Origin of the sequence: Mycobacterium sp. DL, assembly GCF_039729195.1 — a bacterium.
Classification (GTDB): Bacteria; Actinomycetota; Actinomycetes; order Mycobacteriales; family Mycobacteriaceae; genus Mycobacterium; species Mycobacterium hippocampi_A.
The window spans coordinates 1,179,655-1,201,794 of sequence record NZ_CP155796.1 but is presented as its reverse complement, the minus strand read 5'-3'; the positions used below and the strand labels follow the sequence as shown (position 1 = coordinate 1,201,794).

Sequence of the window (22,140 nt, the reverse complement as noted above, 5' to 3'; positions counted from 1 at the left end):
CGCGTCCGAACAGTCTACGAGACTAACAGTTGCATCTTCGCCCGCCCGAATCCTGTCCGGGGAGGCGTACAGTCGGGGTAAGTCATTACCTCACCTAACTAAACGCCTCCAGTGCAAGGGATTCAGCTGTGGCACGCACCGACAACGACACATGGGATCTGGCCTCCAGCGTAGGCGCGACGGCGACGATGGTCGCCGCGGCCCGCGCGGTGGCCTCACGCTCCGACGACGCGGTGATCGACGATCCGTTCGCCGAACCACTGGTTCGCGCGGTCGGCGTCGACTTCTTCACCCGCCTCGCCTCCGGTGAGCTCACACCCGCCGACCTCGAGCGGGACACCGAGGACGGCCGATCACCGGTGGGCATGGGCCGGTTCGCCGACGGGATGGCCGACCGCACCCGGTTCTTCGACGAATTCTTCGCCGATGCTGCCGCCGCCGGTGTCCGGCAGGCCGTGATCCTGGCTTCCGGACTGGACGCCCGCGGGTACCGCCTGTCGTGGCCCGAGGACATGGCGCTCTTCGAGATCGACCAGCCCGAGGTGATCGCGTTCAAGACGACGACGTTGGCCGGGCTCGGCGCACATCCGACCACCGATCTGCGGACGGTCGCCGTTGATCTGCGCCATGACTGGCCCGCAGCGCTGGCAGCCGCGGGCTTCGACACCACCAGGCCGACGGCCTGGATTGCCGAAGGGCTGTTCGGCTACCTGCCACCGGAGGCGCAGGACCGCCTGCTCGACCAGATCGGCGAACTCAGCGCGGCCGGCAGCCGGTTGGCCGCCGAGGGCGTACCCGCCCATCACGACGCCGACCACGACGCGATGCGCCAACAGATGAAGGACGCATCCGACCAATGGCGCAGCCACGGGTTCGACCTCGACTTCTCCGAGCTGGTGTTCCTCGGTGACCGCGCCGACCTCACCGAGTATCTCCGTGAAGGCGGGTGGCGCGTCGAGGCGTTGCCGACCAATGATCTGCTGATCAAGTACGGACTCGCCCCACTCGACGACGGCGAAGGCTTCGCCGACGTCGTTTATGTGACCGCGCTCAAGTAGGAGACCGACGATGGCTCGCTCCGAGGGCGACACCTGGGATCTGGCGTCCAGCGTCGGCGCCACCGCCACGTCGGTGGCCGCATCCCGGGCATTCGCCAGCCGTGGTCCCGACCCCCTGATCGACGACCCGTATGCCGCCACCCTGGTCGAGGCCGTCGGGTTGCCCCACTTCATCGAGGTCGCCCGCGGCGGGACCGACTTCGGGGACGATCCGCTCTTCGGCGCCACGCAGATGCGCGAGCACATCGCGGTGCGCACCCGATACTTCGACGACTTCTTCCTCGAGGCGGCGGCCGCCGGCGTCCGGCAGGCGGTGATCCTGGCCTCCGGTCTCGACACCCGCGCCTACCGGTTGTCCTGGCCGGACGGTGCCGTGGTCTTCGAGATCGATCAACCCAGCGTCATCGAGTTCAAGACCCGGGTCCTGGCCGACGCCGGCGCCGCTGCGGCCGTCGAGCGCCGGACCGTCGGCATCGATCTTCGCGACGACTGGTCGAAAGCGTTGCGGGAGTCCGGTTTCGACCCGAGTGTGCCGACCGCGTGGATCGCCGAGGGACTGCTGATCTACCTGCCCCCGGAAGCCCAGGACCGGTTGCTCGACGACATCACGGCGCTGAGCGCACCGGGCAGCAGGCTGGCCACCGAGCACATGGACCCCAAGGCGCTCACCGGGGACTGGGCCAAGGCGATGACCGCCCGCGCCCGCAGACACGGCAGCGACATCGATCTCGAGGAACTGTTCTACACCGGCCCGCGCACCCCCGCCGGGGATCACCTGCGTTCTCGCGGGTGGCAGGTCACCGTGCTGCCGAACTCCCAGGCGTACGCCGTCAACGGCTTCGAGCCGCCGGCCGATCATCTGATGGCGATGGTCGGCGACTCCGGTTATCTCTCAGCACGACTCGACTAGGAGTGCATGTGGCACGCACCGGTGACGACTCATGGGATCTCGCGTCGAGCGTGGGCGCCACGGCGACGATGGTCGCCGCGGGCCGCGCGTTCGCGTCGCTCGATCCGAAGGGTCTGATCGACGATCCGTTCGCCGCTCCCCTGGTCCGCGCGGTGGGCCTGGACTTCTTCACCACCATGCTCGACGGGGACCTCGACGTGTCACAACTCCCGGGTGGCTCCGCCGACCGGGTGCAGTCGATGATCGACGCGATGGCCGTGCGTACCAGGTTCTTCGACGACCATCTGATGGCCGCCACCGCCGGCGGCGTGCGCCAGGTGGTCATCCTGGCGTCCGGACTTGACTCGCGCGCCTACCGGTTGCCCTGGCCCGACGGCACGGTGGTCTACGAGATCGATCAGCCCGACGTCATCACCCTCAAGACGCAGACACTCAACAACCTCGGCGTCGAACCCACCGCGACACGGCGGACGGTGTCGATCGATCTGCGCGAGGATTGGCCGGCGGCCTTGCGCGACGCCGGATTCGACGCATCCCAACCGACGGCGTGGCTCGCCGAGGGGCTGCTGATCTATCTGCCGCCGGACGCGCAGGACCACCTGTTCGACCTGATCACCCGCCATTCCGCCGCGGGCAGCACGCTGGGCACCGAGTACGCGCCGGGCATCGTCGACTTCGACGCCGAGAAGGCACGCGAGTTGTCCGCGCCGCTGCGGGAGTACGGCCTGAACATCGACATGGGGTCGCTGGTGTACGCGGGTCGCCGCAACGAGGTGACCGACTACCTGCGCCGCAGCGGTTGGCAGGTCACGGGGTCACCCCGCGACGAACTCTTCAGCAAGTTCGGGGTGCCGCTCCCGGCACCGGAAGACGATGACGTGCTCGGCGAGATCGTCTACGTCAGTGCCCACATTCAGCCCACGTGAGCTAGAACCGCCACTCGCCGAGCCACAGCGCGTTCGCGCCGGTGAGCGACCGCTGGGTCTGGTCGAGAACCCCGGACACCGTCGCGACCACCAGGGCCCCCATCGCATCGGGCAGGGATGCGGCGGCCGGCTGCGAAGAAGGCTTGGGCCGCAACATATCCCGGAGTGAAGAGCCGGGCAGATTCTTGACGGTGACTTTCTCGTCGGGATCGATCCCGGCGAGCACCTTGGCCCGGCGGATCGCGGTGCGCAGGCCGCCGAGTTCGTCGACCAGACCGCGCTCGGCGGCGTCGGCGCCGGTCCACACCCGTCCCCGCGCGACCCCGTCGACCTCCTCGACACTCAACTCGCGGCCGTCGGCCACCCGCTTGACGAAGTCGGTGTAGAACAGGTCCGCCTCGGCGACGACATGCGCGTGCTGCTCCTCGGTGAAAGGCGCGTTGACCGACCAGGCGTCGGCGTTGGCGTTGGTACGCACGCCGTCAGACCCGACGCCCAGACGTCCCTTGAGTTCTCGCGCCACCAGCTTGCCGGTGACCACGCCGATCGAGCCGGTGATGGTGCCGGGATTGGCGACGATCTCGTCAGCGGCCATCGACACGTAGTACCCACCGGATGCCGCGACGGCGCCCATCGAGGCGACGACCGGCTTGCCGGCCGCCCTGGCCCGAACGACCTCCCGCCACACGGTCTCCGATCCGGTCACCGATCCGCCGGGACTGTCGACCCGCAGCACGATCGCCGAGACATCCTCGTCGGCGACCGCCTCACGCAGCGCCGCGGCGATGGTGTCACCACCGGCGCTCGGTGAGCCCAGCGGCGACATCTGACGCCCGCGCCCGCTGACGATCGGTCCGGCGAGGGTTACCACGGCGACGGTCTTCCTGCCCTTGATCCCCGGCATCGACACCGACGGTCCCTTGGCCCTGGCGTAGCGGGTCAGGAACAACCGCGGTGGCGCGTCGTCGCCGTCCGCTTCATCAGGGGCCTCCTGCGATGTCGGGACGCTCATCTGCGCGATCCGCGCATAGGCCTCGTCGCGGAACCCGATGCGGTCGACGAGACCTCCGGTGACCGCGTCATCACGCAGCAACGGCGCTTTGTCGGCCAGCGCGTCGAGCGCGGCCGCATCAACACCGCGCGAGGCCGATACCGCTTCCCACACCTGCGCGTGCAGGCTTTCGACCATCCGGGTGTCAGCCTCACGATGGGAGTCGGTGTAGCTGTCCTGGGTGAAAACGTTTGCCGCCGACTTGTATTCACCACGGGCCACGAACTCCGCTTCGAGGCCGGCCTTGGCGAGCGCGTCGCGCAGGAACAGCGCGCTGGTGGCGAATCCGACCAACCCGACGGTGCCCGAGGGCTGCATCCACACCTCGCCGAAGGCCGAGGCGAGGTAATAGGACAGCGTGCCCGGGTAGGTCTCCGCCCACGCCACGGAAGGCTTCTGGGCGGAGAACGCCACGATGGCCTCGCGCAGTTCCTGGACCGGACCGGGCGAGGCGGCCGGGATCTGGATGCGTGCGATCAGGCCCGCGACCCGCGGATCGTCGGTGGCGCGATGGATCGCCTCGATCGCCTCCCGTAGCAGCAGTGGTTTGCCCGCACCGTTGATCAGAACCAGAGGGTCGAACCCGCTGGACTCCTGCGGCATCGCCTGGAGATCGAGTTCGAGGATGCAGCCGTCCGGTACGCCGTGATGGCGGGCGGTGTCGACCTTGCGGGCGAGCGCCCGGACGTCATCGACACCGGGAACGCTGGGAAGGAAGGAGAGCATGCGTTTCAGCGTACCGACGATCTGTACCGTCGAATCCGTGGACATTCTCGTCTCAGCCCCACAGCACCTCTCGATCCCCGACGGCGACGGGCCCTGGCCCGGCGTGGTCGTCATCCACGACGTCGGCGGGCTGTCCCACGACATCCGCCGTGCCTGCGACCGGCTCGCCGCGGCGGGCTTTCTCGCGTTGGCGCCCAACCTGATCGAACCGGGTCGGCAGCTCCGCTGTGTGATGGCGATGGTGCGCGCACTACGCAGCGGGGCTGGTCCGGCAGTCGACGAGATAGTCGGCGCGCGCGATCAGTTGGCGGGTCGCCCGGACTGCACCGGCACCGTGGGTTCGGTCGGATTCTGCATCGGGGGCGGCTTCTGCCTGCTGCTGGCACCCCGGGGCGTATTCGACGCCACCGCACCCAATTACGGCAACTGGCCGCGGTCCGCCGACGATGCCGATGCTCTGCGCCGAAGCTGTCCGGTGGTCGCCAGCTATGGCGCCCGCGACCCGTCTCTGAAAGGCCACAGTGCGCGCCTGGAGTCGATACTGACCGAGGGCGCAGTGCCGCACGATGTCAAGGAATACCCCGACGTCGGGCACTCCTTCATGAACGACTGGCGCGACGCACCCTGGCGCCTGCGGGTGTTCGAGCACATCCCCGGTTTCAGGTTCTCCGAACCGGAGTCAGAGGACGCGTGGTCGCGGATCGTCGAGTTCTTCGACGCTCACCTCAGCGTCCGATGAACCGGGCCTGCTGGGGGCAGTAGACGCCCACCGAGGCGCGCATCAGACCCACTGCCTGTTCGCGGCTGATGCCGCTGTTCTGCAGCGTGGTCACCACACCGCGCACCGCGGGCACCGGGTTGACGCTGGTCACCACCTGGGTCGCGAACATCTCGCAGACCTGCTGGCCCACCGCGGGGAGGTCGGTGCCGGGTTCCACCTCGATGCCCATGGCGTCCACCGCCTGGGTGAATTGTTCGTCGGGGGTCTCGGCAACCGCGGGGGCCGCGGCGGCGAACAGGGAGAATCCTGCGGCGACCATCACTGCGGCGACGGCGCGTAGGTCACGGGTCATTGGGGTTTCTCCTCGATGGGTGTACGCAGAGTCTAATCGCGCCGGGCGCGGTAGGCGTTACCGGCGACAACGCAGGAAACCCCCGCCGAAGCGGGGGTTTCCTGTCCAGACGTGTGCTCAGAGTTCGGTTGCGGTGCCACCTGCGGCGGTGATCTTGTCCCGCGCGCTGCCACTGAACTTGTTGGCGGTGACGTCGACCTTGACGGTCAGTTTGCCGTCGCCGAGGACCTTCACCAGGGTGTTCTTGCGCGCCGCACCGGCGGCCACCAGCTCGTCGACACCGATGGTGCCGCCGTTGGGGAACAGCCTGTTGATGTCGCCGACGTTGACGACGTCGTACTCGGTGCGAAAGCGGTTCTTGAACCCCTTGAGCTTCGGCAGACGCATGTGGATCGGCATCTGGCCGCCCTCGAACGTCGCGGGGACGTTCTTGCGCGCCTTGGTGCCCTTGGTGCCGCGGCCGGCGGTCTTACCCTTGGAACCCTCACCGCGACCCACGCGGGTCTTCGCCGTCTTCGAGCCCGGAGCGGGCCGCAGATCGTGCAACTTGATTGTCATCGTGTTTAGACCTCCTCAACCGTCACGAGGTGGTGGACGGTCTTGATCAGCCCGCGGGTCTGGGAGTTGTCCTCCCGAACCACGGACTGGCGGATCTTGCGCAGACCGAGAGTCCGCAAGGACTCCCGCTGCTTCCAGCGCGCACCGATGGTGCTGCGCACCTGGGTGATCTTGAGTTCTGCCATGGTGGTTAAGCCGTTCCCTCACGCGCTGCGCTGGCGGCCACGGCTTCCGCCTCACGGCGGGCCCGGAGCATGCCTGCGGGCGCTACATCTTCGATCGGCAGGCCGCGGCGGGCCGCGACCTCTTCGGGGCGCTGCAGCTGCTTGAGCGCCGCAACGGTCGCGTGCACGACGTTGATCGCGTTGTCGCTGCCCAGCGACTTGGCCAGGATGTCGTGCACACCCGCGCATTCCAGCACCGCACGGGCGGCGCCGCCGGCGATCACACCGGTACCCGGGCTGGCCGGACGCAGCATCACGACACCCGCTGCGGCCTCACCCTGCACCGGATGCACGATCGTGCCGCCGATGAGCGGGACGCGGAAGAAGCCCTTGCGCGCCTCTTCGACACCCTTGGCGATGGCGGCCGGAACTTCCTTGGCCTTGCCGTATCCGACACCGACCATGCCGGCGCCGTCGCCCACGATCACCAATGCGGTGAAGCTGAACCGACGGCCACCCTTGACCACCTTGGACACGCGGTTGATCGCGACCACGCGCTCGATGAAGTTGCTCTTGTCACCACCGTCGCGGCCTCCACGGCCACCACGGTCGTCACGGCGGCCACGGCCACCACGGTCATCGGAGCGTCCGCCCCTACCTTCGGAGCTCGACGGCCCGCCGGCTCCAACAGCCTGCTCGGCCATCATGCAATCCTTCCGGTCTCTTGGAAAAAGGTCATCAGAACTTCAGCCCGCCCTCGCGCGCCGCGTCGGCCAGCGCCGCGATCCGGCCGCCGTAGGTGTAACCACCGCGGTCGAAGACGACCTCGCTGATACCCGCGGACTTCGCACGCTCGGCGATGAGCTGTCCGACCTTGGTGCTGTGTGCCTTCTTGTCTCCGTCGAGGGCACGCACGTCCGCCTCGATCGAGGACGCCGCGGCCAGCGTGACGCCTTCCAGATCGTCGACCAACTGCACGTGGATGTGGCGTGCCGAGCGGTTGACCATCAGGCGGGGCCGCTCCGCGGTGCCGGACACCTTCTTGCGCAGCCGGGCGTGCCGACGCAGTCGCGACGTCCGCCGTGCCTCGGAGATGTTCTGCCCCACCGGCTTGCGTACGGTGTCTTTGGTCCCCGCTTGGCCATTTGTCTTGGTAGCCATTTACTTACCCGTCTTTCCGACCTTGCGACGGATCTGCTCACCCTCGTAGCGAACGCCCTTGCCCTTGTACGGGTCCGGGCGGCGCAGCCGACGGATGTTCGCCGAGATCTGTCCGACCTTCTGCTTGTCGATACCCGAGATCGAGAACTTGGTGGGCGTCTCCACCGCGAAGGTGATGCCCTCCGGAGCCTCGATGATCACCGGGTGGCTGTAACCCAGCGCGAACTCCAGCGTGTTGCCCTTGGCGACCACGCGGTAGCCGACGCCGAAGATCTCCATCTTGGTGGTGTACCCCTCGGTCACACCCGTGACCAGGTTGGCCACCAGTGTCCGGGAGAGCCCGTGCAGCGAGCGGTTGCGCCGCTCGTCGTCGGGCCGGGCGATCACCACGGCGCCGTCGTCGTCACGGGACACCGAGATGGGCTCGGCGATCGCGAGTTCCAGCGTGCCTTTGGGGCCCTTGACGGACACTTTCTGGCCGTCGATGTTCACGTCCACTCCGGCGGGAATGACAACCGGTTGCTTTCCAATGCGCGACATAGTTTCTCCTCCCCCGCTACCAGACGTACGCGAGGACTTCGCCGCCCACGCCTTGTCGAGAGGCCTGGCGGTCGGTCAGTAGGCCGGAGGACGTGGAGATGATCGCCACGCCGAGGCCACCGAGAACCCGCGGCAGGTTGGTGGACTTCGCGTACACCCGCAGTCCGGGCTTGGACACCCGGCGGAGCCCGGCGATGCTGCGCTCCCGGCTGGGGCCGTACTTGAGTTGGACGACCAACGATTTGCCCACTCGGGCGTCCTCGGTGTGGAAGTCGGTGATGTAGCCCTCCGCCTTGAGGATCTCGGCGATGTTGGCCTTGATCTTGCTGTGCGGCAGGGTCACTTCGTCGTGGTACGCCGAATTGGCGTTGCGCAGACGTGTGAGGAAGTCTGCGATCGGGTCCGTCATGGTCATGACAGCCGGTTCACCTTTCTCGCGGCGGTTCCTCCGAGGTGATTTCGGGAGGCCTACCGCAACCTGTTATTGGAGTTGAAGTTTGGGGGTGAGCTGTCTTACCAGCTGGACTTCTGCACGCCGGGCAGTTCGCCGGCGTGTGCCATCTCGCGAAGGCAGATGCGGCAGAGACCGAACTTGCGGTACACCGCATGCGGGCGGCCGCACCTGTTGCAGCGCGTGTAGCCACGCACCTTGAACTTGGGCTTCTTGTTGGCCTTGTTGACCAGAGCCTTCTTTGCCATCTGCTCAGTTCTCCTTGAACGGGAAGCCCAGGGCCCGCAACAGCGCCCGTCCTTCGTCGTCGTTTGTCGCCGAGGTGACGACGGTGATGTCCATGCCGCGGGGCCGGTCGATGTCGTCGATGTTGATCTCGTGGAACATCGACTGCTCGTTGAGCCCGAAGGTGTAGTTGCCGGTGCCGTCGAACTGCTTGGGGCTCAGGCCCCGGAAGTCGCGGATACGCGGCAGCGCGATCGAGGTCAACCGGTCCAGGAACTCCCACATCCGGTCGCCGCGCAGGGTGACCCGGGCGCCGATCGGCATGCCCTCGCGCAGCTTGAACTGGGCGATGGACTTGCGGGCCTTGCGGATCTCGGGCTTCTGGCCGGTGATCAGGGCGAGGTCGTTGACCGCGCCGTTGATCAGCTTCGCGTCGCGGGCGGCGTCACCGACGCCCATGTTGACGACGACCTTGACGACGCCGGGGATCTGCATGACGTTCGCGTAGCCGAACTCCTTCTGCAGCGACTCGCGGATCTCTTCGCGGTAGCGCTGCTTGAGGCGCGGCAGGGTCTTCTCAGTGGTGGTCATTTCACAGATCCTTGCCATTGCTCTTGGCGATCCGGACGTTCTTGCCGGTCTCGTCGTCCTTGCGGTAGCCAACGCGGGTGGGCGTGCCGTCGGAGTCGATCACCATGACGTTGCTCACGGAGATGGCCGCTTCCTGGGTGACGATGCCGCCCGAGGATGCACCACGCTCGGTGCGCGATTCGGGGGTGTGCTTCTTGATCCGGTTGACGCCCTCGACGAGGACCTTGTTCCGGGTCGGGTAGGCGACCAGCACCTTGCCCTTGGCACCTTTGTCCTTGCCGGAGATCACGAGCACCGTGTCGCCTTTGCGGACCTTCATCTACAACACCTCCGGGGCGAGCGAGACGATCTTCATGAAGCGCTTCTCGCGCAGTTCGCGACCGACCGGTCCGAAGATGCGGGTGCCGCGCGGATCGTTGTCGGGCTTGATGATGACGGCGGCGTTCTCGTCGAACTTGATGTAGCTGCCGTCGGCGCGGCGGCGCTCCTTGACGGTGCGCACGATGACGGCCTTCACGACGTCGCCGCGCTTGACGTTGCCGCCCGGGATTGCGTCCTTGACGGTCGCCACGATGACATCACCGATGCCGGCGTAGCGCCGTCCCGAGCCGCCGAGTACACGGATGCACAAGATCTCCTTGGCGCCCGTGTTGTCGGCGACCTTGAGACGCGATTCCTGCTGAATCACTCGATCTCCTGACCTGGGTTTTCTGTATGCACGCAGGATTACCGACCCTGACGTACGCGGTCTTTGTCACCCAAGAGCACGCAGGGTCATCCGTGAAAGACAACCGAGGTCTGCCCAAGGCAACCCCCATATACTAGGTGAGCTCAGGGAATGCTCCAAATCGCTGCTCAAACCACACAGCGGAACCCGATATGGGTGGTCGCGCTGTCCTGGCTCTGCGGTGACCGGGCCGTCGGCCGGTACCGGTGGCAGTACTCCGGCGCACACAGGTGAGAGCCGCCCTTGAGCGCCTGGTTGACCGACGGGTCCGGGTCCGCCGGAGGGCAGCACGCCGACGCCACACCACCCACCTCGTGGTGGCCGGCAAAACGGGTTGTCGTCCACTCCCACACGTTGCCGATCATGTCGAGCAGGCCGTAGGTGTTCGGCGCGAACGTGCCGACGGGCGAGGTTCCCGACCAGCCCAGCGCACCGTCGTTGCGGTACGGGAAGCTGCCCTGCCAGGTGTTGGCCATCAGCTGCCCGCCGGGAACGGGTTCGTCACCCCAGGGGTAGACGGCCGTCGACCCGCCGCGGGCGGCGAACTCCCACTCCGCTTCCGTCGGCAGCCGCCGACCCGCCCATCGGGCGTATGCGGCCGCGTCGGCGAAACAGACCTGCACCACCGGATGACCGGACTTGTCCGCGATGGAACTGCCGGGGCCGAACGGATGTCGCCAGCTCGCACCGGGGACCCACCGCCACCACTGGCGCCAGTCCCGCAGGTCCACGGGGCCGCCCGTCGACTGGAACACCAGCGCACCCGGAACCAGATCCTCCGGCGCGGCACCGGGAAACAGCGCGGGGTCGGGGGCGACCTCGGCGACCGTCCGGTAGCCGGTGTCGGCGACGAACGCCTCGAACTGGGCGTTGGTCACCGGGTGCCGCTCCACGGCGAACGGCGCGACGGTGACCGTGTGCACCGGCGCCTCTTCGGGATAGAACTGCGTCGACCCCATCCGGAACGCTCCGCCGTCCAACTCGACGAGGTCGGTGAGCATGACGGTCAGGGTAGCCCGATCTCGAAATCGTCGGTCACCAGCGACGCGGCATCCTCGAAACCGGGTGTGCCCGACGGCGCCTCGACGTGGATGGCGATCAGATAGTCCTGCGCGGGCGCGGGGACGTGCACCAGTCGGTCCTCGTACTGCACGGTGTCGGTGCCGTCGGACAGGATCCCCATCAGCTGCTGACCGCTGTAGCCGCACATCTCGCCGGGCAGCAGGCTGACCGTGCTCATGACGGAGTCTTCGGTGAGGTCGTCGGAGTACCGGCGGAACGCGGCCGCGGGTGCCAGTGAGGTCGCGGCGATCGTGACGGTGGCCCGCATGCCGCTCGGCCCCTCGAGTCGAGCGCCCACCGGATCGCCGCCGCCTGAGGACATCGACCAGCCGTCCGGCACGCCCACGGTGGCTGTGGGTGCCGCCGGGTCCGATATCTGGGCCACAGTCCGCACCGGGGGCAGTTCCGCCGGCGCACAGACCGTTCCCGCCGCGCCGGGGGCCATGGTGGGCACGACACCCGGCTCGTCGTCTTGGGGGTCCGGCGGATCTGTTTCGGAGGTAGGCCTCTCGTAGGTCGCGGTGGACGCGCGGCGTTCGCCGTCCGACGTGGGCACTCCCTCGTCGGTGCGGGTGCACGCGGACGTCAGCAGCGTGGCGCACAGCACCAGTGCGAGTACCCCGCGTCGCATCGTGTCAGTCCCTGGCGAAGGCCAGCGCGAGGTTGCGCTCCACGTCCAGGTACGGCGCGCCGGATACGTCGACTCTCACCTGCGCTATGGCGCCGCCGGTGAACGGGAACGGCGCCCGGTACTCCTGCGAAACCGCTTGTCCGAGATTGCGTCCCACGCTCACTCCGCCCCCGGCCAGCCCGAAGATGAACGGGTGCGCCCTCACCTCCGGCAGAGTGGCGACCGCGGAACCGTCGACGTAGAGGGTGGCCTCGCCGAGTGGGGTGTGGCTGCCCTCGACCGTGCCGGTGCGCGCGTAGCCGACACCCAGGATGTGGTTGCCCGGCGACAGGGGGTCGGACGCAACCACCCGCTGTTCCTCTTCGCCGAAGAAGTTGTAGACGAACTGCAGTCGGCCGTCGGCGATGAACAACACGTAGCCGCCGTGCCCGGCACCCTGCTTGAACAACACCCCCTCGACATCCGGACTGTCCACGGTCACCTCGGCGAGCACCGAGAAGGATCGTCCCTGGATCTCCACACACGCCCCCACCGGTACCGGCGCGGTGTTCGGGTAATACAGGTAGCTGGACCGACCGCCGGCCAACGACGGTCGCCAGCGTCCGATCATCTCGAACACCCCGAGATCCGACAACGGCAGACCGTTGTACTTCTCGGCTTCGGCGAACCAGAGCGCCTGTAGTTCGGCGAGTTTCTCCGGGTGCTCGCCGGCCAGGTCGTGGCACTGGCTGCGATCGGCCTCGACGTGGAACAGCTCCCACCGGTCGTCGTCGAAATGGGACCAACCAGAAGGAGCGGCGGGGTGCACGGTGTTGGCGAACCAACCCCGATGCCAGATCCCCCGGGTGCCGAGCATCGTGTAGAACTGCGTCTCCTTGCCGGTCGGCGCAGCCGGATTCTCCAGTGTCACTTTGAAACTCACCCCGTCGAGCGGTTTCTGTGCGACACCCTTGACCAGAGCCGGCGGGGTGATGTCCAGCAGGTCGTACACCGTCGGCGTGATGTCGCAGACGTTGACGTAGTTGTCCCGGACCTCGCCGTGCGCGGCGATTCCGTTGGGCCAGGAGATGATTGCGGCGTCGGCGATCCCGCCCTCGTGGGAGGCGTATCGCTTGTAGAGCTTGTAGGGGGTGTTGAAGGCCATCGCCCAGCCGATCGGGTAATGGCCGTAGGTGGTGGGACCGCCCAACTCGTCGAAGAACCGCATGCTCTCCTCGACGGTGTCGATGTAGCCGTTGAAGAACTTGCCTTCGTTGACAGACCCGTTCGGCCCGCCCTCGCCGCTGGCGCCGTTGTCGGAGATGACGACGATGACGGTGTTGTCCAACTGACCGGATTCGTCGAGATAGTCCAGGATCCGCCCGATCTGGGCATCGGTGTACGACAGGAACCCCGCGAACACCTCGGCCATGCGGGCGAACAGTCGCTTCTCTTCGTCGCCCAGGGAATCCCAGGGCCGCACGGTGTCCTGGTCCGGCCACGGTTCGCCGTTGGGTCCGGTGACGTCCGAATAGGGGTTGACCGCCGACAGTTCGGTGTCGGCGGGCACGATGCCCAGTCGTTTCTGGTTCTCCAGCACGATCTCCCGGTAGCGCTCGTACCCCATGTCGAACGTGCCGGTGTAGCCGTCTGCCCACTCCTTGGACACATGGTGCGGAGCGTGGCCGGCACCGGGACAGACATACGAGAACCACGGCTTGTCAGGGGCGATCATCGTCGAGTCGCGGATGAATTCGATTGTCTTGTCGGCGATGTCCTTGGAGAGGTGGTAACCCTCCTCGGGGGTGGCGGGCGCTTCCACCGGGTGGCCGTCGTGGATCAACTCGGGATACCACTGGTCGGTCTCGCCGCCCATGAACCCGTAGAACCGCTCGAAGCCGCGCGACAACGGCCAGTGCCGTCTGGTCGCTGCGAGGTTGGATTCCTCGATCGGGGTCAGGTGCCACTTGCCCACGCAGTAGGTGTTGTAGCCGTTTTCGGCAAGCACCTCGGAGATCAGCGCGGTGTCATCGGGGATGCGGCCGTTGATGCCGGGAAAGCCCTCGGTGAACTCTTCGACCATCGCCATTCCCACCGTCGTGGCGTTGCGGCCGGTCAGCAGCGACGCCCTGGTCGGTGAGCACAGCGCGGTGGTGTGGAACTGCGAAAGCCGCACGCCACGTTCGGCGATCCGGTTCATGGTCGGCATCTCGACGAGCCCGCCGAAGCAATCCCACGTCGCGATGCCGATGTCATCCCACACGAGGTAGAGGACATTGGGCGCATCGGGCTGCGCCGTCGGGGCGGCGAACGGACCCCAGTCGGGCTCGGAATCGCGGATGTCGAGCTCGATCTTGCCGTTGAAATCCCTGGCCATGGCTCCGGACGCTACACCGATCGTGGTGTAACGGGCGGACCATACAAAAATCCCCGCCGCCGATGTGGCATGCGGGGATTCCTGTGATGTGGCGAAGGGCCTTGGCCTACTTCGCCTTCTCGAGGATCTCGACGAGGCGCCAGCGCTTGGTCGCGGACAACGGCCGCGTCTCCATCAGCGAAACACGGTCGCCGACACCGGCGTCACCGTTCTCGTCGTGCGCCTTGACCTTCGAGGTGGTCCGGATGATCTTGCCGTAGAGCGGGTGGCTCTTACGATCTTCCAGCTCGACCACGATCGTCTTCTGCATCTTGTCGCTCACCACGTAGCCGATCGCCGTCTTGCGGCGGTTGCGTGGCTTCTCGGTCCGCGGCGTCGTGGCCGGGCCCTTTTCTGTTGCTTCAGCCATCAGGAATCCTCACCTCCGGGTCCGGCGGCCAGACCCAATTCACGTTCGCGCAGCACGGTGTAGAGCCGTGCGATCTCCTGCCGCACGACACGCAGCCGGCGGTTGTTGGTGAGCTGGCCCGTCGCCATCTGGAAGCGCAGGTTGAACAGCTCTTCCTTCGACTCGCGCAGCTTGTCGGTCAGTTCGTTGTCGGTGAGCTCGCGCAGTTCGCCCGTCGTTGTTCCGACTGCCATCAGAACTGCTCCTCTCTGGTGACGATGCGTGCCTTGATCGGCAGCTTGTGGATCGCGCGGGTCAGCGCTTCCCTGGCGATCTTCTCGTCCGGGTAGCTCAGCTCGAACAGCACACGGCCGGGCTTGACGTTGGCGACCCACCACTCCGGTGAGCCCTTGCCCGAACCCATGCGGGTCTCGGCGGGCTTCTTGGTCAGCGGGCGGTCCGGGAAGATGTTGATCCACACCTTGCCGCCGCGCTTGATGTGCCGGTTGATGGCGATACGAGCGGACTCGATCTGCCGGTTGGTGATGTAGGCATGGCCCAGGGCCTGGATGCCGTAGTCACCGAAGCTCACCGAGGTCCCGCCGCTGGCGATGCCACGCTGCCGCGGGTGGTGCTGCTTACGGTGCTTGACCTTGCGGGGAATCAACATGACTAACTCTCCGTGCTCTCAACTGCTGCGGGTGCCTCGACGACGGCGGTCTCGGCGACCGGTGCTGCAGCCTCTTCCGAGGTCGCGGCCCGTCCTGCGTCGGTGCTCGTCGCGGTGGTGCCCGACGCGCCGCTGCGGCGCGGCCGGGTGCCCGACGGACGCTCACGACGCGGACGGTCGGCGCCTGCGGGCGCGGCGGCGACGGCCTCACGCTTGCCGCCGACGATATCGCCCTTGTAGATCCACACCTTCACACCGATGCGGCCGAAGGTGGTCTTGGCCTCGTAGAGGCCGTAGTCGATGTCCGCGCGCAGCGTGTGCAGCGGGACGCGACCTTCGCGGTAGAACTCCGAGCGGCTCATCTCGGCGCCGCCGAGGCGACCCGAGCACTGCACCCGGATGCCCTTGACCGACGGCTGACGCATCGCCGACTGGATCGCCTTGCGCATCGCGCGGCGGAACGCCACGCGGTTGCTCAGCTGTTCGGCGACACCCTGGGCCACCAACTGCGCGACCGACTCGGGGTTCTTCACCTCGAGGATGTTGAGCTGGACCTGCTTCTTGGTCAGCTTCTCCAGGTCGGTGCGGATGCGGTCGGCCTCGGTGCCGCGGCGGCCGATCACGATGCCGGGCCGCGCGGTGTGGATGTCGACCCGAACCCGGTCACGGGTCCTTTCGATCTCCACATCGGCGATGCCGGCGCGCTCCAGGCCGGTGGCCAGCAGCTTGCGGATGGCCACATCTTCCTTGATGTAGTCGGCGTACTGCTTGTCGGCGTACCAACGGGACTTCCAGTCGGTGGTGATGCCCAGCCGGAAGCCGTGGGGGTTGATCTTCTGGCCCACTACTCTGAGCCCTCCTTCGCTTCTGCCGAAGCCTTGGTGGTCGATGTGGTCTCGGTGGCCTTCTTCGGCGTGGCCTTGGCAGCGGCGGCCTTGCTGCCCTGCGCGCGCCGCGAGCGGGAGTTGGCCGCCGAGGCGGACGTCCTGGCGCCCTTTTCGCGAGGCGGCCTGCTCTCGACGATCACGGTGATGTGGCAGGAGCGCTTGCGGATCCGGAAGGCGCGACCCTGCGCGCGCGGCCGGATGCGCTTGGCGGTGGGGCCCCCGTCGGCGTACACGGTGGCGACAACGAGCGTGGCCGGATCGAGGCCCTCGTTGTTCTGCGCGTTGGCCGCAGCGCTGGCGATCACCTTGGCGACCGGATCACTGGCGGACTGCGGCGCCCACCGCAGGATGTCGAGGGCTGCCTCGACGCTCTTGCCGCGGACCAGGTCGATCACCCGGCGTGCCTTGGTCGGCGAGATGGGCACAAAACGCGCCACAGCCGTCGCGGACGGATATTCGATCGTGGTACTCATCGCCTCTTGCTCTTCCGGTCATCCTTGATGTGACCCTTGAAGGTGCGGGTGGGAGCGAACTCGCCCAGCTTGTGCCCGACCATCGCCTCGGTGACGAACACCGGGACATGCTTGCGACCGTCGTGGACGGCGAAGGTGTGCCCGATGAAGTCGGGGATGATGGTCGACCGACGGGACCAGGTCTTGATGACCTGCTTGGTGTTCTTCTCGTTCTGGACGTCGACCTTCTTGAGGAGATGGTCGTCGACGAACGGGCCCTTCTTCAGGCTGCGTGGCATCGCTGGGTTCTCCTAGCGCTTGTTCTTGCCGGTGCGCCGGCGTCGGACGATGAGCTTGTCGCTCTGCTTGTTCGGCTTGCGGGTACGGCCTTCCGGCTTGCCCCACGGGCTGACCGGGTGACGACCACCGGAGGTCTTGCCCTCGCCACCGCCGTGCGGGTGGTCGACCGGGTTCATCACGACACCGCGGACGGTGGGACGCTTGCCCTTCCAGCGCATCCGGCCGGCCTTGCCCCAGTTGATGTTCGCCTGCTCGGCGTTGCCGACCTCGCCGACGGTGCCGCGGCAGCGGACGTCGACGCGGCGGATCTCACCGGACGGCATGCGCAACGACGCGTAGGTGCCCTCCTTGCCGAGCAGCTGAATGCTGGCTCCCGCGGAGCGCGCCATCTTGGCGCCACCGCCGGGCCGCAGCTCCACGGCGTGGATGACGGTGCCGGCGGGGATGTTGCGCAGCGGCAGGTTGTTGCCCGGCTTGATGTCGGCGTTGGCGCCCGACTCCACGATGTCGCCCTGCTTGAGACCGTGCGGCGCGATGATGTACCGCTTCTCGCCGTCCAGGAAGTGCAGCAGCGCGATGTTCGCCGTGCGGTTCGGGTCGTACTCGATGTGCGCGACCTTGGCGTTGACGCCGTCCTTGTCGTGGCGACGGAAGTCGATCACCCGGTAAGCGCGCTTGTGCCCGCCGCCCTTGTGCCGCGTCGTGATCCGGCCGTGCGCGTTACGTCCACCCTTGCCGTGCAGCGGCCGCACCAACGACTTCTCCGGATGATCACGAGTGATCTCGGCGAAGTCGGAGACGCTGGAGCCACGGCGGCCCGGGGTCGTCGGCTTGTACTTGCGAATTGCCATGTCTGTTGAGTCCTCTTACGTCCTGCCGGGCGCTAGGCCGGCGCTCCGAACAGGTCGATCGGCTTGCTGCCCGCAGCCAGGGTGACGATCGCGCGCTTGGTGCTCTTGCGCGTGCCGTACCCGGCCCGAGTGCGCTTGCGCTTGCCCTGGCGGTTCATGGTGTTCACCGAGTCGACCTTCACCTTGAAGATCTTCTCGATCGCGATCTTGATCTGGGTCTTGTTCGAGTCGGGGTGAACGACGAACGTGTAGACGTTGTCCTCGATCAGTCCGTACGACTTCTCGGAGATGACCGGGGCCAAGATGATGTCGCGGGGGTCGGTCACGGTAGCCATCAGGCCGAAACCTCCTGATCCTGCTTGGTATTGGCTGAGTTGGCCTCGATGTAGGCGTTCAGTGCCTCCACGCTGAAGATCACGTCGTCGGCGTCGAGCACGTCGTAGGTGTTCAGCTGATCCGGCGAGATCACATGCACGCCAGGCAGATTGCGAACGCTCTTGGCGCCCACCTCATCAGCGCGCCCGATCACGACGAGCACCTTCTTGCTCTCGGTCAGTGTCGCCAGGAACGACTTCGCGCTCTTGGTCGACGGCGTTTGACCGGCCACCAGCTCGGTGATCGCGTGGATGCGTTCGTTACGCGCCCGGTCGGACAACGCGCCACGCAGTGCTGCGGCGATCATCTTCTTCGGGGTGCGCTGGCTGTAGTCACGCGGCTGCGGGCCGTGCACCACGCCACCACCGGCGAACTGCGGCGCGCGGGTCGAACCCTGACGGGCGCGGCCGGTGCCCTTCTGCCGGTACGGCTTCTTGCCACCGCCGGAGACCTCACCACGGGTCTTGGTCGAGTGCGTGCCCTGACGCTTGGCGGCCAACTGCGCGACGACCACCTGGTGCATCAGCGCGATGTTGGGCTCCACGTCGAACAGCTCGGCGGGCAACTCGACGCTGCCGTCCTTCTTGCCTGCCGGCGTCCTCACATCAATCTTCACAGTCATTACTTCTCGCCTCGCTTGATTGCGCTGCGGACAACTACCAGTCCACCGTTGCGACCGGGGATGGCGCCCTTGATCAACAGCACGCCGTTCTCGGCGTCGACCTTGTGCACCTTCAGGTTCTGCGTCGTGATCCGATCGCTACCCATCCGGCCGGACATGCGGGTGCCCTTGAAGACGCGACCCGGGGTGGCGCAGCCACCGATCGAGCCGGGCCGACGGTGCACTGCCTGCGCACCGTGGCTGGCGCCCTGGCCCTTGAAGCCGTGACGCTTCATGGTTCCCGCGAAACCCTTGCCCTTGGAGGTGCCGGTCACGTCGACGTAGTTCCCGTCGGCGAAGATCTCAGCGGTCAGCTCCTGGCCGACCTCGTACTCCGCGGCCGATGCCTCGTCTTCGAGCCGGAACTCGGCGAGATGACGGCGCGGGTTGACCCCGGCGGCCGCGTACTGACCGGTGACCGGCTTGTTCACCTTGCGCGGGCTGATCTCGCCGTAGGCGAGTTGCACGGCGCTGTAGCCGTCGCGCTCGGGGGTGCGGATACGGGTCACCACGTTGGGACCGGCCTTGACGACCGTTACTGGGACGACCTTGTTGTTCTCGTCGAACACCTGCGTCATTCCCAGCTTGGTGCCCAGAATGCCTTTGCGTGCCATGTTCTGGAATCTCCTACTGGATGTTGACGTCGACGCTGGCCGGCAGATCGATGCGCATCAGAGCGTCAACGGTCTTCGGGGTCGGGTCGAGAATGTCGATCAGCCGCTTGTGCGTACGCATCTCGAAGTGCTCCCGCGAGTCCTTGTACTTGTGCGGGGACCGAATGACGCAGTACACGTTCTTCTCGGTCGGCAGCGGTACAGGGCCGACCACGCTGGCGCCCGTCCGGGTGACCGTCTCGACGATCTTGCGCGCCGAGGCGTCAATGGCCTCATGGTCGTAGGCCTTGAGCCTGATGCGGATCTTTTGTCCCGCCACGCTTCTCCTACCTCACTACTAACGGGCCCGAACTCGGGCCTGGCTGTGCCGCCGCTGTTTACCTGTCTGTGGTCCACCGGCCCCCGCGGTCGGGTGTGTCGCCCTCGCGCAGACTCGAAAGAGGCGGAAATCCGTCACGATCGAGGTTGGGACCGGATGCGCCCGTGAAGGCGCTGGTCGCATGCCCGGCCAGGCGAACCCGGCTCAAGGCAACCCGAACAGTATGCCTGACGGACCGAGCCTCCTCCAAATCTTCGGAGGTGACCGGTCGAGGTCCTATCTTACCGACAAGTAAGGTAGGCCGGATGACCGCCTCGACCACCACGTACCGCATGTGGCAGCGATTGGAGAGACTACCAACGGGCAGCCGGCTGTTCTCGGTCGCCGCGATGGCGCGGGTTCCTTACTTCGCCTCGGTGCTGCCCCACGTCAAGCGGATGGAACCCGGTCTGGCGGAGGTCGACGTGCCGAAGTGGTTCTTCGTGCACAACCACCTTTCGACCGTGCACGCGATCGCGTCGTGCAACGCCGCCGAGATGGCGATGGGGATGCTGATGGAGGCGACGGTGCCGACGACGCACCGCTGGATCCCCAAGGCGATGAACGTGCAGTACCTGCAGAAGGCGACGACGTCGCTGCGCGCCACCGCGCGCATCGATGTGCCCGTTTTCGACGCGCTCACCGAGGGCGTCGAACTCGTCGTCCCGGTGAGCGTCACCGACCGCAGCGGCGTCGAGGTCGTGCACGCCGACATCACGACGTGGGTCACTCCTACCTGAGGTTCTCCCAGAACGCGCACTGGTGCACCTGCTCGAAGTCGTCGACCACCCTGGTGGCGTCGGGTTCGAGCGACAACCGCTGCCCGGCCGCCGGATCGTCTCCGACCTCGGGCCAGTCGGGCAGGCCGTCGCCGTTCGGTGTGCCGGTGCTGACGAACGCGCTCCAGTAATCGATCATCTGGTCGGACAGCGCCTGCTGGGCGGGGTCCAGGTCCGGCGCACCACCGATGTCGAACAGATACCGCAGTTCCAACGAGTGACTTGCGCCGACGGGGAAGGGCAGGGTGCGAAACGGCTCCGGGGCGGGCGCCCGCCGGTCGTTGAACTCGTAGGCGTACACCGGCGAGTGCCGTGCGAGGTCGTCACCGATGCGCTCGTCCACACACGCGAAGTCGGCGTCGGTGACAGCGGCCGAGTAGGCCAGCGGCGCGCTGTCGTCGTATCGGTTCAGCGGGTAGCGGTCGGCGACCGCAGCCGCATCGGCACCGAACGCGTCTGCCAGCGCCCGCGGATAGTCCTCGGGCAGCAGTTCGATCCCCCGTAGGTACTCGAGTGCCATGAACAGCGTGAACTCGTCTCGGTTGCTGCCGATCGCGACCGGCACCCGGGCCGCGCCGCCGTCGGCGAAAGCCACCATCGGATCCTGCGGCAGGATCGTCGTGCCGGTGACCGGACCGCTGAGCGCGTCGTCTCCGATCCTGTAGTACCGCACCGGTTCTCGTAGCTCGTTGACGGGCAGCGACCGCAGACACTCGGCGGCGACCGCCGGATCGCCGCACCCGGCGTTGCGCGCGTAGTCGATGCTGATGCGTTCTGCGGCCGGCAGCGCCAGCTGAGCCTGGCACGGACCGCTCTGGATGAGGGCCGCGCCGAACAACCCCTGCGAGTCCGGGGCGACGAGGTGGTCGCACACCGACATGCCGCCCGCGGACTCCCCAGCGACGGTGACCCTGCCGGGGTCGCCGCCGAATGCTTCGATGTTGTCGCGCACCCACCGCAGCGCGGCCTGCTGATCGGCCAGACCGTAGTTGCCCACCTCGCCCGCGGGCCCGAGGGCGGGGTGCGCCAGAAACCCCAGCGCGCCCAATCGGTAGTTGATCGTCACGACGACGATGTCGCCGCGGGCGACCAGACGGCGCGCGTCGTAGGCCGCGGCGGTTCCGGTGACGAACGCGCCGCCGTGGATCCACACCATCACCGGACGCAGCGCCGCCGAGCCGGAATCCGAGGCCGGGGTCCAGACGTGCAGATTGAGGCAGTCCTCGTCGGTCTGGCGGCCCAACTCGATGTCACCCTCGAGAGGCTGCGGGCACCGTGGACCGAACCTGGTCGCATCACGCACCCCATCCCATGCCGGCGCCGGCTCCGGCGGCTGCCAACGCAACGGCCCGACAGGCGGTGCCGCATAAGGGATTCCGGCGAACAGCCGGTGGTCTTCGGCGACCACGCCGCGCACCGTCCCCGCCACGGTCTGCACCAGTGCCGGATCGGAGTGCACGGCCGGCGGATCCTGCACCCCCTGTGTACACCCGGCGATCATCGCCACGGCTACCAACAGGCACCCGATGCGACCGAGTACCGAAGTGGGCGCCACAGGGTCCGAGCCTAATGGTGATCTCACCCGGCCTCCCTTC

Annotated in this window: 32 protein-coding genes; 5 read left to right on the top strand and 27 right to left on the bottom strand. The window is 67.1% G+C overall.

What is annotated here, in order from left to right:
• The first annotated feature begins 128 nt into the window (after positions 1-128).
• The 3 genes from ABDC78_RS05815 to ABDC78_RS05805 are packed head-to-tail and all read left to right on the top strand — an operon-like array spanning position 129 to position 2,894.
• Complete coding sequence (locus tag ABDC78_RS05815) at positions 129-1,058, top strand: SAM-dependent methyltransferase (RefSeq protein ID WP_178358793.1); 930 nt, start codon at positions 129-131, stop codon at positions 1,056-1,058.
• 10 nt (positions 1,059-1,068) lie between these two features.
• Positions 1,069-1,968 (top strand): class I SAM-dependent methyltransferase, encoded by a 900-nt coding sequence (locus ABDC78_RS05810; protein WP_178358792.1) that lies wholly within the window; start codon positions 1,069-1,071, stop codon positions 1,966-1,968.
• An 8-nt stretch (positions 1,969-1,976) separates the two neighbouring features.
• Positions 1,977-2,894 (top strand): class I SAM-dependent methyltransferase, encoded by a 918-nt coding sequence (locus tag ABDC78_RS05805; protein WP_178358791.1) that lies wholly within the window; start codon positions 1,977-1,979, stop codon positions 2,892-2,894.
• A gap of 1 nt (position 2,895) precedes the next feature.
• On the opposite strand, the gene sppA is transcribed toward ABDC78_RS05805, so the two are convergent.
• Complete coding sequence (sppA, locus tag ABDC78_RS05800; RefSeq protein ID WP_178358790.1) at positions 2,896-4,671, bottom strand: signal peptide peptidase SppA; 1,776 nt, start codon at positions 4,669-4,671, stop codon at positions 2,896-2,898.
• 37 nt (positions 4,672-4,708) lie between these two features.
• On the opposite strand from sppA, the gene ABDC78_RS05795 reads away from it, so the two are divergent.
• On the top strand, positions 4,709-5,410 hold the full coding sequence (locus tag ABDC78_RS05795; protein WP_347133341.1) for a dienelactone hydrolase family protein: 702 nt from the start codon (positions 4,709-4,711) through the stop codon (positions 5,408-5,410).
• Here ABDC78_RS05795 and ABDC78_RS05790 read toward each other — a convergent pair.
• The 25 genes from ABDC78_RS05790 to rpsJ form a co-directional block, all read right to left on the bottom strand.
• A complete protein-coding gene (locus ABDC78_RS05790) occupies positions 5,397-5,744 on the bottom strand; it encodes a DUF732 domain-containing protein (protein WP_178358788.1) in 348 nt (115 codons plus the stop codon). The genes ABDC78_RS05795 and ABDC78_RS05790 overlap by 14 nt on opposite strands.
• A gap of 117 nt (positions 5,745-5,861) precedes the next feature.
• Positions 5,862-6,302: a 50S ribosomal protein L15 gene (gene rplO, locus ABDC78_RS05785; protein WP_178358787.1), complete on the bottom strand. Its 441-nt coding sequence runs from the start codon at positions 6,300-6,302 to the stop codon at positions 5,862-5,864.
• 5 nt (positions 6,303-6,307) lie between these two features.
• The gene (rpmD, locus tag ABDC78_RS05780) at positions 6,308-6,487 is read right to left on the bottom strand and encodes a 50S ribosomal protein L30 (RefSeq protein WP_159230598.1); all 180 of its coding nucleotides are present in this window, start codon (positions 6,485-6,487) and stop codon (positions 6,308-6,310) included.
• Between the two features lie 5 nt (positions 6,488-6,492).
• The gene (rpsE, locus tag ABDC78_RS05775) at positions 6,493-7,170 is read right to left on the bottom strand and encodes a 30S ribosomal protein S5 (protein ID WP_178358786.1); all 678 of its coding nucleotides are present in this window, start codon (positions 7,168-7,170) and stop codon (positions 6,493-6,495) included.
• A gap of 34 nt (positions 7,171-7,204) precedes the next feature.
• Positions 7,205-7,573, bottom strand: a complete 369-nt coding sequence (gene rplR / locus ABDC78_RS05770) for a 50S ribosomal protein L18 (RefSeq protein WP_178358981.1) — start codon at positions 7,571-7,573, stop codon at positions 7,205-7,207.
• A 54-nt stretch (positions 7,574-7,627) separates the two neighbouring features.
• Positions 7,628-8,167, bottom strand: coding sequence for a 50S ribosomal protein L6 (rplF, locus tag ABDC78_RS05765; RefSeq protein ID WP_178358785.1), 540 nt, complete (start codon positions 8,165-8,167; stop codon positions 7,628-7,630).
• A 16-nt stretch (positions 8,168-8,183) separates the two neighbouring features.
• Complete coding sequence (gene rpsH, locus ABDC78_RS05760; protein WP_178358784.1) at positions 8,184-8,582, bottom strand: 30S ribosomal protein S8; 399 nt, start codon at positions 8,580-8,582, stop codon at positions 8,184-8,186.
• A gap of 98 nt (positions 8,583-8,680) precedes the next feature.
• The gene (locus ABDC78_RS05755; RefSeq protein ID WP_006245130.1) at positions 8,681-8,866 is read right to left on the bottom strand and encodes a type Z 30S ribosomal protein S14; all 186 of its coding nucleotides are present in this window, start codon (positions 8,864-8,866) and stop codon (positions 8,681-8,683) included.
• Between the two features lie 4 nt (positions 8,867-8,870).
• The gene (gene rplE / locus ABDC78_RS05750) at positions 8,871-9,434 is read right to left on the bottom strand and encodes a 50S ribosomal protein L5 (protein WP_178358783.1); all 564 of its coding nucleotides are present in this window, start codon (positions 9,432-9,434) and stop codon (positions 8,871-8,873) included.
• Position 9,435: 1 nt separating this feature from the next.
• Complete coding sequence (gene rplX / locus ABDC78_RS05745; RefSeq protein WP_178358782.1) at positions 9,436-9,753, bottom strand: 50S ribosomal protein L24; 318 nt, start codon at positions 9,751-9,753, stop codon at positions 9,436-9,438.
• Entirely contained in the window at positions 9,754-10,122 is a 369-nt protein-coding gene (rplN, locus tag ABDC78_RS05740; RefSeq protein WP_137148880.1) for a 50S ribosomal protein L14, read from the bottom strand. It abuts the gene before it with no gap.
• 167 nt (positions 10,123-10,289) lie between these two features.
• On the bottom strand, positions 10,290-11,162 hold the full coding sequence (locus ABDC78_RS05735) for a formylglycine-generating enzyme family protein (RefSeq protein WP_178358781.1): 873 nt from the start codon (positions 11,160-11,162) through the stop codon (positions 10,290-10,292).
• Positions 11,163-11,167: 5 nt separating this feature from the next.
• Positions 11,168-11,854, bottom strand: a complete 687-nt coding sequence (locus ABDC78_RS05730; RefSeq protein ID WP_178358780.1) for a hypothetical protein — start codon at positions 11,852-11,854, stop codon at positions 11,168-11,170.
• A gap of 4 nt (positions 11,855-11,858) precedes the next feature.
• Positions 11,859-14,210 carry an arylsulfatase gene (locus ABDC78_RS05725; RefSeq protein WP_178358779.1) on the bottom strand — a complete coding sequence of 784 codons (2,352 nt, stop codon included), beginning with the start codon at positions 14,208-14,210 and terminating at the stop codon, positions 11,859-11,861.
• Between the two features lie 106 nt (positions 14,211-14,316).
• Complete coding sequence (rpsQ, locus tag ABDC78_RS05720; protein ID WP_178358778.1) at positions 14,317-14,619, bottom strand: 30S ribosomal protein S17; 303 nt, start codon at positions 14,617-14,619, stop codon at positions 14,317-14,319.
• The gene (gene rpmC, locus ABDC78_RS05715) at positions 14,619-14,852 is read right to left on the bottom strand and encodes a 50S ribosomal protein L29 (protein ID WP_178358777.1); all 234 of its coding nucleotides are present in this window, start codon (positions 14,850-14,852) and stop codon (positions 14,619-14,621) included. The genes rpsQ and rpmC overlap by 1 nt, the downstream gene beginning before the upstream one ends.
• On the bottom strand, positions 14,852-15,268 hold the full coding sequence (rplP, locus tag ABDC78_RS05710; RefSeq protein ID WP_178358776.1) for a 50S ribosomal protein L16: 417 nt from the start codon (positions 15,266-15,268) through the stop codon (positions 14,852-14,854). The genes rpmC and rplP overlap by 1 nt, the downstream gene beginning before the upstream one ends.
• Positions 15,269-15,270: 2 nt before the next feature.
• A complete protein-coding gene (gene rpsC / locus ABDC78_RS05705) occupies positions 15,271-16,113 on the bottom strand; it encodes a 30S ribosomal protein S3 (RefSeq protein ID WP_178358775.1) in 843 nt (280 codons plus the stop codon).
• Positions 16,113-16,628, bottom strand: coding sequence for a 50S ribosomal protein L22 (rplV, locus tag ABDC78_RS05700; RefSeq protein WP_178358774.1), 516 nt, complete (start codon positions 16,626-16,628; stop codon positions 16,113-16,115). The genes rpsC and rplV overlap by 1 nt, the downstream gene beginning before the upstream one ends.
• A complete protein-coding gene (rpsS, locus tag ABDC78_RS05695) occupies positions 16,625-16,906 on the bottom strand; it encodes a 30S ribosomal protein S19 (RefSeq protein WP_003892827.1) in 282 nt (93 codons plus the stop codon). Before rpsS ends, rplV begins: the two co-directional genes overlap by 4 nt.
• A gap of 12 nt (positions 16,907-16,918) precedes the next feature.
• On the bottom strand, positions 16,919-17,758 hold the full coding sequence (gene rplB / locus ABDC78_RS05690; protein WP_178358773.1) for a 50S ribosomal protein L2: 840 nt from the start codon (positions 17,756-17,758) through the stop codon (positions 16,919-16,921).
• 32 nt (positions 17,759-17,790) lie between these two features.
• Positions 17,791-18,093, bottom strand: coding sequence for a 50S ribosomal protein L23 (gene rplW, locus ABDC78_RS05685; RefSeq protein ID WP_178358772.1), 303 nt, complete (start codon positions 18,091-18,093; stop codon positions 17,791-17,793).
• Positions 18,093-18,755 (bottom strand): 50S ribosomal protein L4, encoded by a 663-nt coding sequence (gene rplD / locus ABDC78_RS05680; RefSeq protein WP_178358771.1) that lies wholly within the window; start codon positions 18,753-18,755, stop codon positions 18,093-18,095. The genes rplW and rplD overlap by 1 nt, the downstream gene beginning before the upstream one ends.
• Positions 18,755-19,408 (bottom strand): 50S ribosomal protein L3, encoded by a 654-nt coding sequence (gene rplC, locus ABDC78_RS05675; RefSeq protein ID WP_178358770.1) that lies wholly within the window; start codon positions 19,406-19,408, stop codon positions 18,755-18,757. Before rplC ends, rplD begins: the two co-directional genes overlap by 1 nt.
• 13 nt (positions 19,409-19,421) lie before the next feature.
• Entirely contained in the window at positions 19,422-19,727 is a 306-nt protein-coding gene (gene rpsJ, locus ABDC78_RS05670; RefSeq protein WP_003883485.1) for a 30S ribosomal protein S10, read from the bottom strand.
• A gap of 305 nt (positions 19,728-20,032) precedes the next feature.
• Here rpsJ and ABDC78_RS05665 point away from each other — a divergent pair, with 305 nt between their 5' ends.
• Positions 20,033-20,506 carry a hotdog fold domain-containing protein gene (locus tag ABDC78_RS05665; protein ID WP_178358769.1) on the top strand — a complete coding sequence of 158 codons (474 nt, stop codon included), beginning with the start codon at positions 20,033-20,035 and terminating at the stop codon, positions 20,504-20,506.
• Here the strand turns inward: ABDC78_RS05665 and ABDC78_RS05660 are convergent.
• A complete protein-coding gene (locus ABDC78_RS05660) occupies positions 20,499-22,046 on the bottom strand; it encodes a carboxylesterase family protein (RefSeq protein ID WP_178358980.1) in 1,548 nt (515 codons plus the stop codon). The two genes, ABDC78_RS05665 and ABDC78_RS05660, sit on opposite strands and share 8 nt — an antisense overlap.
• Positions 22,047-22,140 lie beyond the last annotated feature (94 nt).